Annotated in this window: 7 protein-coding genes; 5 read left to right on the forward strand and 2 right to left on the reverse strand. The window is 41.9% G+C overall.

Annotation, left to right across the window (positions count from 1 at the left end; all coding sequences use genetic code 11):
• The first annotated feature begins 62 nt into the window (after window positions 1–62).
• From glgP to HWQ39_RS02470, 3 genes are all read left to right on the forward strand, one after another.
• Window positions 63–2,627 (forward strand): alpha-glucan family phosphorylase, encoded by a 2,565-nt coding sequence (glgP, locus tag HWQ39_RS02460; RefSeq protein ID WP_292841059.1) that lies wholly within the window; start codon window positions 63–65, stop codon window positions 2,625–2,627.
• A 130-nt stretch (window positions 2,628–2,757) separates the two neighbouring features.
• On the forward strand, window positions 2,758–3,033 hold the full coding sequence (locus HWQ39_RS02465) for a hypothetical protein (RefSeq protein ID WP_292841062.1): 276 nt from the start codon (window positions 2,758–2,760) through the stop codon (window positions 3,031–3,033).
• On the forward strand, window positions 3,014–3,307 hold the full coding sequence (locus HWQ39_RS02470) for a hypothetical protein (protein ID WP_292841065.1): 294 nt from the start codon (window positions 3,014–3,016) through the stop codon (window positions 3,305–3,307). The genes HWQ39_RS02465 and HWQ39_RS02470 overlap by 20 nt, the downstream gene beginning before the upstream one ends.
• Window positions 3,308–3,372: 65 nt before the next feature.
• Here HWQ39_RS02470 and HWQ39_RS02475 read toward each other — a convergent pair whose 3' ends face one another.
• Window positions 3,373–4,125 (reverse strand): DUF429 domain-containing protein, encoded by a 753-nt coding sequence (locus HWQ39_RS02475; protein WP_292841083.1) that lies wholly within the window; start codon window positions 4,123–4,125, stop codon window positions 3,373–3,375.
• Between the two features lie 151 nt (window positions 4,126–4,276).
• On the opposite strand from HWQ39_RS02475, the gene HWQ39_RS02480 reads away from it, so the two are divergent.
• Together HWQ39_RS02480 and HWQ39_RS02485 are read left to right on the forward strand one after the other, a co-directional pair.
• Window positions 4,277–5,536: a glycosyltransferase family 4 protein gene (locus HWQ39_RS02480; protein WP_292841068.1), complete on the forward strand. Its 1,260-nt coding sequence runs from the start codon at window positions 4,277–4,279 to the stop codon at window positions 5,534–5,536.
• Between the two features lie 170 nt (window positions 5,537–5,706).
• Window positions 5,707–6,573: a calcium-binding protein gene (locus HWQ39_RS02485; RefSeq protein ID WP_292841071.1), complete on the forward strand. Its 867-nt coding sequence runs from the start codon at window positions 5,707–5,709 to the stop codon at window positions 6,571–6,573.
• A gap of 135 nt (window positions 6,574–6,708) precedes the next feature.
• Here the strand turns inward: HWQ39_RS02485 and HWQ39_RS02490 are convergent, their stop codons facing one another.
• Window positions 6,709–7,611, reverse strand: a complete 903-nt coding sequence (locus HWQ39_RS02490) for an XDD3 family exosortase-dependent surface protein (protein ID WP_292841074.1) — start codon at window positions 7,609–7,611, stop codon at window positions 6,709–6,711.
• Window positions 7,612–8,250: the final 639 nt, after the last annotated feature.

Raw genomic sequence — 8,250 nt, forward strand, 5'->3', positions numbered from 1 at the left:
TTGGCAACATTGGTAAAGAGAGTAAACAATAACCATAGCTAAACTTGGAGTTTTGCCAACCTATGCAGCCAATTCGCACATTTAACGTATCCCCTTCACTACCGCCACGACTCGAACCACTACGGCGGCTAGCATATAACTTGCACTGGGATTGGAACGTTGATACTAAAGATTTATTTCGTCGCTTAGACTCTGACTTGTGGGAGTCTAGCCATCATAATCCAGTGTTAATGTTGGGTACGATCGCTCAATCGCGGCTTCTGGAAGTTGTCGAAGATGAAGGCTTTCTAGCGCAAATGGATCGCGCTGACCGTCAGTTAGAAGATTATTTGCAAGAGCGCACCTGGTATCAGAAACAACGCGAGCAGAAACCAAAGGAATGCTACGCCTATTTTTCGGCAGAATTTGGACTGGTAGATTGTTTGCCGGTCTATTCTGGGGGCTTGGGCGTTTTGGCGGGGGATCACCTCAAATCTGCCAGTGACCTGGGATTACCACTTGTCGGTGTAGGTTTACTATATCAGCAAGGCTATTTTGCTCAGTATCTCAATGCCGATGGTTGGCAGCAAGAACGCTACCTGAGCAATGATTTCTACAATATGCCCTTGCATCTAGAGCGCAATGCCGATGGTTCAGAACTGCGGATTGCGGTAGATTATCCTGGACGCAAGGTGTATGCCAGAGTTTGGCGCGTACAGGTAGGAACGGTTCCCCTGTATCTAATGGACACCAACGTTGAACCCAACAATGTTTACGACCACGACATCACAGATCAGCTGTACGGTGGCGACATCGATATGCGTATCCACCAGGAAATCATGCTGGGGATCGGTGGTGTGCAAATGCTCAAGGCTTTGGGGCTGAAAGTCACCGCCTACCACATGAATGAAGGCCACGCCGCCTTCTCTGCCCTAGAGCGCATCCGCTTGCTGATTCAGGAAGAGGGACTGAATTATCCCCAAGCTAAACAGGTGGTGGCTTCCAGTAATATCTTTACTACCCACACGCCAGTACCAGCAGGGATTGACTTGTTCGCTCCCGACAAAATGCTCCACTACTTGGGGTACTATGCAGAGATATTTGGGTTGCCCAAAGAGCAATTTTTAGGACTGGGGCGCGAGAATACAGGCGATTTATCTGGGCCTTTCAGTATGGCGGTGCTGGCGCTGAAAATGGCAACATTTTCTAACGGTGTAGCACAACTGCACGGTGTAGTGTCGCGGCAAATGTTCCAGGGTTTATGGCAGAAAGTGCCAGTAGAAGAAGTACCGATCGCCGCAATTACCAACGGTGTCCATGCTCGGAGTTGTGTTGCGAAATCGACTCAAGAGTTATACGATCGCTACCTGGGGCCAAATTGGTCATCAGCACCGCCAGATAGCCCATTGTGGGAGCGGATGGAAGCCATACCCGACGAGGAATTGTGGCGCAATCACGAACGTTGCCGCTTAGATATGGTTTTGTATGTGCGAGAGCATTTGGTTAAGCATTTGACCGATCGCGGCGCTTCGGCTTCCGAAATTGTCCAAGCCCAAGAAGTTTTAGATCCTTACGCTTTCACCATTGGCTTTGCCCGTCGCTTTGCCACCTACAAGCGCGCCACTCTCTGGATGCGTGATTTGGATCGGATTAAGCGGCTTCTGCTGGCTAACAAAGACCGGAAAGTGCAATTTGTCATAGCAGGTAAAGCGCATCCCAAAGATATACCAGGTAAAGAACTGATCCGCGATATCAATCACTTTATCCGCGAACAGCATTTAGAAAAACAGGTAGTGTTTGTTCCCAATTACGACATTTACATCTCTCGGTTGATGGTTGCGGGTTGCGATATCTGGTTAAATACACCGCGTCGTCCACGCGAAGCCTCTGGTACTAGTGGCATGAAAGCCGCCATGAATGGATTGCCGAATTTAAGTGTACTAGATGGCTGGTGGGATGAAGCTGATTACGTCCGCACGGGTTGGGCGATTGGACATGGAGAGAATTATGACGATCCCAACTACCAAGATGAAGTAGAAGCTAACGCTCTCTACGAGTTGTTAGAAAAGGAAGTTGTTCCGCTATTTTATGACCACCGCGATACTGATGGCTTACCCCGTCCCTGGGTTGCCAAAATGAAGGATGCAATTCGGTTGAATTGTCCATTCTTTAATACCGCGCGCATGGTAGGAGAATATGCACAGCGAGCTTATTTCCCAGCTAGCGATCGCTATCATACCCTGACTGTTGATAACTATGCCCCAGCCAAAGAACTAGCTGCTTGGAAAGAAAAACTGGGCGAACACTGGTTCAACATCAGAATCAAAGATGTTGACATATCGGCAGTTTCGGACATTGAGGTTAACCAAACCGTTGCTGTTAAAGCCAAGGTTGACTTAGCAACTTTGAACAATAATGATGTGCAGGTGGAGTTATATCAAGGTGCGATCGATGCCAATGGTGAGATTGTCAACGCTGTATCGGTGGTGATGGATTACCAAGGTGAGGATGCACAGCAATTGAGTATTTACACAGGTAATATCACTTATACCGCTTCTGGTTTGCAAGGCTTGTCTTTGCGCGTATTGCCGAAAAATAAAAATCTGGCTAATCCTTATGAACCAAGGTTGATTGCTTGGGCAGAATAAGAATGCTGAGTAGTTTTTGAATACTCAAAACGAGGCGTTGCTGATTTAAGTTGAGCAACGCCTTTTTTTGTGCGATACAGTCAGACCCCAAAAATAATTATTGCTAGAATGATGAGGAATTATAAGAGAAATGCGATTTGACTGGGATAATCACAAAAGTCAGCTTCTTAAGCAAAATAGGGGATACTCCTTGGAAGAGGTTGCTACTATTTTAGCAGGCGACTATGTAGAACAAATAAAACGAGATGATCCAGAACAATTTATTGCTATTGGATATCTAGGAAACAGCCTTTTATCGGTCATTTACGAAGTTCGTTCTGATGATGAAGGGGAATATATTTGGTTAATTACTTATTGGACAAGTACAAGACGGGAGAGAGAAATCTATGAACAATATTTCTATTGAAGAACTTGAGGAGAAAATTGAGTTAGGAGAGGAAGTCATCGATCGTTATTTTGACTCCACGACAACAAGAGTCGGAACGCCTCATCAAATGACTTCACGAAGAGGACAGGATATAGTGACAACAAACCTTGAAATTCCTAGTCCAATGCTAAACGAACTGGACAACATGGCAACTGAACTCAATATTAGCCGTCAAGCTGTAATTAAAATGATGCTAAGATGCGCTCTTGATGAATACTATCTAGACAAGAACCAGATTAAATCAGAAATTTGATTGCGTAGCTTCAGGCAGGTACAGTAATCTAAATTCCTCTGAAGCAGCATACGCGAAGCCTTATCTCAAATTCTTTGAGGAATGACAATATAGCCAGTGGTGCGATCGCCTAATACTAAGTTACGTTCTTCTCCCCAATACCACCAATATGCAGCAATGTAAGCACAAACTAGACTATCTAGTTTATCTTCAGTTGCTTTGAGGGCTGCGCCTGTGGTGGGGATTTTAAGAAGGAACGTAGAGGCATCAGGGAATTGCTGTAGACTACCGCAGAGACGCAGAGGAGGGGAGAATAAGGGGAGGATATCGAGAAGATAATTTTGGAGTTTGATTAGTTCTAGGCGGCGATCGCTGAGGCGTCCTTTTTTGTATTTGAGGATGCGTTCTAAGTTGAATAGGTTAACGATTGCTGGGTGGGGGAATACTTCTATTTGATATCTGCCAAGTTTTTGCGGTTCGATGGTGGGTGCGTGTAGATAGCCGCGTGATTCTAATTCTAAGCCAAAGTTGATAGTGCGATCGGCAAAGGGTAGGTTTTGATTAGCTGGGTAGCATCCTGCATGATATTTACCAAAGTACTTGTGGCTGAGTTTGTCGGGGAGACGACTCCCACTAGCGTTAGGTATGAGGGTAGGCGCATCTACGGCGATGATAGCTGGTTCATCTAATTTGACAGTGCAATCGATCCAGGTGAGGATGTCTGCAATGGCATCTTTGCGGTCTAAATCAAGTAGTTGCAGTTGTCCATCTATCCATTCTAAACAGCATAATCCACTTGGTTGCGATCGCCAGCCTAAATCAATGCCAATAAATTTCATGGTCATAACACGAATTTGCGATTATTTTCGCATTTTCGGGCAACCATTTACCTAAATTTACTTGCTAAAAATTGTAATGAATAATCTTATAATCTTAGGCAGCTTGTCTTAATTTATTTTATTCGGCAATAAGTTAATCAAGATTATTCCCATGAAAATTTTATTTTTACATCCCAACTTTCCCTCACAATTTCGCAACCTAGCGATAGTTTTAGGTAAAGATCCTAATTACCAAGTCGTCTTTGGGACAAATCGTCGTGAAGGTGAAATAGCTGGCGTTTATAAAGCTATTTATACTCCTTCTCGTGAAGCGGCTCCCCAAACCCATCACTACGTTCGTAATCTGGAAAATGCTGTTCTGACTGCTCAGGCTGTTTATCGTGTGGCAGAAAAATTAAAAGCTGAGGGTTTTATTCCAGATATAGTTTATGGTCATTCTGGTTGGGGGCCAACTTTATTTATGAAAGATGTTTTCCCCAAAGCAGAATTATTGTGTTATTTTGAGTGGTTTTATCATGCTCACGGTTCCGATGCAGATTTTGATCCGCATGAACCACTGAATGCTGATGATGAATGCCGCATCCGTGTGAAAAATGCGCCGATTTTGACTGATTTATATAGCTGCGATCGCGGTCTTTCTCCGACGAATTGGCAGCGGCAGCAGTTTCCTAAAGAATATCATCGGAAACTCACTGTAATTCATGATGGTGTTGATACCCAATATTTTGTTCCTAAACCAGGAGCAAAGTTAGTTTTACCAAGAATAAATCTGGATCTTTCCGATGTCGAAGAGTTGGTAACTTATGTAGGACGGGGGATGGAACCTTATAGAGGTTTTCCGCAGTTTATGGAAACAGTGGCGCTACTTCAGCAGCGACGACCTAAGTGCCATGTAGTAATTGTGGGAGAAGATCGGGTTGCTTATGGTAAAAATCTCCCTGATGGAAAGACTTATAAACAATTAATGCTAGAAAAATTATCTTTGGATTTATCGAGGCTGCACTTTACAGATAGGCTTCCTTACAATGAATATCTTCAGGTTTTACAAGCTTCTTCTGTTCATGTTTATTTAACCCGTCCTTTTGTATTATCTTGGTCAATGTTAGAGGTAATGGCAGCAGGATGTTTACTTGTAGCTTCTAAGACTTCGCCAGTATTAGAAGTTGTACAGGATAATGTGAATGGACTGTTAGTAGATTTCTTTTCTCCCGATAATATTGCTAATCGCGTTGAAGAGGCGCTGAATAATCCCCAAGAGATGAGTGCAATTCGTGTAAATGCGCGAGAAACAATTCTGAAGCGTTATGATTTAGCAAAACTGTTACCACAACATTTGCAATGGATGTTCGCTGGCAAGAATTCTGATAGTTTGAAAAAGCGCCCAATTTCTAAAGGATTTGGCAGAAATTAAGTAAATTCGTCATTAGTCATTAGCCTCTTGTATAAATATTTTTGTTTCAAACAAAGGCGCAAAGAAAAGCCTGAAAATAACGACTTTTGTAAGAAGCATATTAATTATTTATTCGTTATTGGGAAATAACTAATGACTAATGACTAATAAATACAAAAGCGATATTTAAAATGCGAATTATTTTCACCATTGCCCATTTTTTCAAACCTAGCGGTGAGGGTCGTCATGCTTCCCAACGCAAAGACCCACAACCTCGTTTGCAGGCATTAACTACGAGCCTTACTACCTTACACCAATTATTTGGTAAATCTCAAAGTATCATCAATATCGCTCAACGGCTAGCTTTGCCTGCCAATCAGCCACAATCTCACGAAATCGATATTGTTATTTGTACAACTAAAGATAATCATCTTCTGAATCAGCTTGCCTTACCATCCCATTTATATAGGCATCATTCTAGCAATGCAGAACCTATGCTTTTAGCATTTGAATGTCAAGCTGTTCTGCAAAGTTGTCTTGGTCAATATGATTACTACTGTTTTCTTGAAGATGATTTAATTATTCATGATCCTTGGTTTTTTATAAAATTAGATTGGTTTACCCAACAAACGGGTGATTTAAATTTGCTCCAGCCAAATCGTTATGAAGTGTCCTCCCATGCTTTGGTTCACAAAGCTTACGTTGATGGAGATTTGGCTTTACGAGTAACTGCTCCTTTTCAAAATGTACAACAGCAACAGGAACTCAATGGCGCAATTATGAATGCACGAATTACCTTTCGTCGTGCCCTCAATCCTCACGCAGGCTGCTACTTTTTAAATGCAAATCAGATGGCTCAATGGGCTAGTCAAGCCTATTTTCTCGACCGGGATGTTAGCTTTGTTGGGCCTTTAGAAAGCGCTGCTACTTTAGGAATTATGAAGACGTTTCAGATTTATAAAACCTCACCAGAGCAAGCAAGCTTTTTGGAGATTCAGCACTTTGGCACAGGATTTTTGGGGCTAATTGGCGGACAAGTAGGTTTGGTAGAAAGGTAGATTTAATTTAAGAGTTTGACTATTTTATAAGTAAAAATTTAAATATATTTTTACCTGCTATTTTATAGTTTTTATATGAATAAAAAAATAGGGTGAGCATTGCAATGCCCACCCTACTAATAGCTACAAACTTATTTAAGCCTCTTGTTTTTTCTTGCGAAGCTGTGGAAGTTGGCTGGCCATAAAACTCAAACCTGTTAAGAGTAAACCAATTGTCCCGGCTGATTCTGGTACTGACTTGAGATCGCCTTTGAGAGCTACTCCATCATTACCGCACTCCAAGAAGATATTACTAACATAATTACCCTCGCCTATTAAAGCTTTATCAAAGGAAAAGCCAAGTGTGTATTGCCCAGTAGCAGAAAAGTTACTAAAATTTAGTCCAGCAGCATTGAGTTGCTGATCGTTGAGCATGGAGATATTGCCAACTTTCGTACCTGACCCAATGGCGTTGAGAATCGGTGTATTATCCCAAGTAGGATTCTGAGCGACATTAGAGCCGTAGTAATAGTTGTAAACGTCTTGTGTAGTCGCTAGGTCTGTGCCTTGAGTATTATTCTGACCCCAGCCCCAGTCGTAATACCACTTCAAGTTGCTGTAACCTCCATGTTGGGTAGTGATACTCTTTGCTTGGACTCCTTGGTAAACTCCTGTTGTCAAGCTACTATCATAGTCAGCAAACCTCACACCAAATAGCTGACCACTTTGACTAGCTGTTTGGAAGTCTTTACCTGAGAAATTGAAGAATAAATCGCTCCAACCAATATGGACTGAATGACCTGGATTCCAGTAGTCATCGGAATCGGTTGTGCCACTCAGAGGCATCCCGCCAGTAAGAGCAACATAGATTTTGTCACCTGAGTCTTTGACCGCCATGCCTTTGATATCAAAAACCGAACCTCCAGAACCATCTTGGAAGGAATCAATACTATAGTTCCATCCATTGACGAGTTGTCCGGCACTTGCTTGTTGATTAGATAGACTCAGGAGGCTTACGCTGATGGCTGTAGTGGCAAGAAGAACTTTTAGAGTTTTCATATTTATGAGAATATCTCCGATTAGGCAATGATTTTTTATCTGTGAAAAGCCTAACCAAACTTATGTAAATTCTGTAGTGTTCAAGATGATTTGTTTTGAAAAAATCTCGTGAATTATTTTGCTTATTTATCTCTAAAAACTCAGTATTGTACTTAGCTACTCAGATTGTAGTAATTTGGTTTTTTCATCTCTGAGATAATTTAATATCTGGTTAATAACGTGGAAATATGTAAGGTTATGATATAAAAATATGTGTTTTTAATAAATCATTAATTATTTTATTGTTATATCCTTGATTTCAATTAGATTGGTATGTTTTATTAAATAGGGTCTTTTGGGTTTATACGTAGAATCAACTGCCGTCTGGAAGGTTAGGACGCAAAGAGAACCTAAGTTCGGCAAATTATATAGCGTCCATCTAATTGTCCGTAAAAACAGACCACTAAGAGATTTTACTAAGCAAAACTTCCCTCTGCGAGTTGGGGCTACGGTGTACACACAAGTTGTATCTGCAAAAGTTTCAAGCTTTTTAGACCCAATAAAATTGTCATTACGAGCGGAGCGATCGCAATGACATAGTTAGGACCAGCCCTTTCAAGGTGTCTGTTTTTAGGTACTATTTTTGGGATAGAATTTTAG

This window comes from Nostoc sp. NMS8, assembly GCF_017115045.1.
In the GTDB taxonomy this organism is placed as follows: Bacteria; Cyanobacteriota; Cyanobacteriia; order Cyanobacteriales; family Nostocaceae; genus Nostoc.

Bases quoted from the DNA above. Each gene is read 5' to 3' on its own strand.
- glgP (WP_292841059.1), top strand. From the start codon at position 63: ATGCAGCCAATTCGCACATTTAACGTATCCCCTTCACTACCGCCACGA.
- HWQ39_RS02465 (WP_292841062.1), top strand. From the start codon at position 2,758: ATGCGATTTGACTGGGATAATCACAAAAGTCAGCTTCTTAAGCAAAAT.
- HWQ39_RS02470 (WP_292841065.1), top strand. From the start codon at position 3,014: ATGAACAATATTTCTATTGAAGAACTTGAGGAGAAAATTGAGTTAGGA.
- HWQ39_RS02475 (WP_292841083.1), bottom strand. From the start codon at position 4,125: ATGAAATTTATTGGCATTGATTTAGGCTGGCGATCGCAACCAAGTGGA.
- HWQ39_RS02480 (WP_292841068.1), top strand. From the start codon at position 4,277: ATGAAAATTTTATTTTTACATCCCAACTTTCCCTCACAATTTCGCAAC.
- HWQ39_RS02485 (WP_292841071.1), top strand. From the start codon at position 5,707: ATGCGAATTATTTTCACCATTGCCCATTTTTTCAAACCTAGCGGTGAG.
- HWQ39_RS02490 (WP_292841074.1), bottom strand. From the start codon at position 7,611: ATGAAAACTCTAAAAGTTCTTCTTGCCACTACAGCCATCAGCGTAAGC.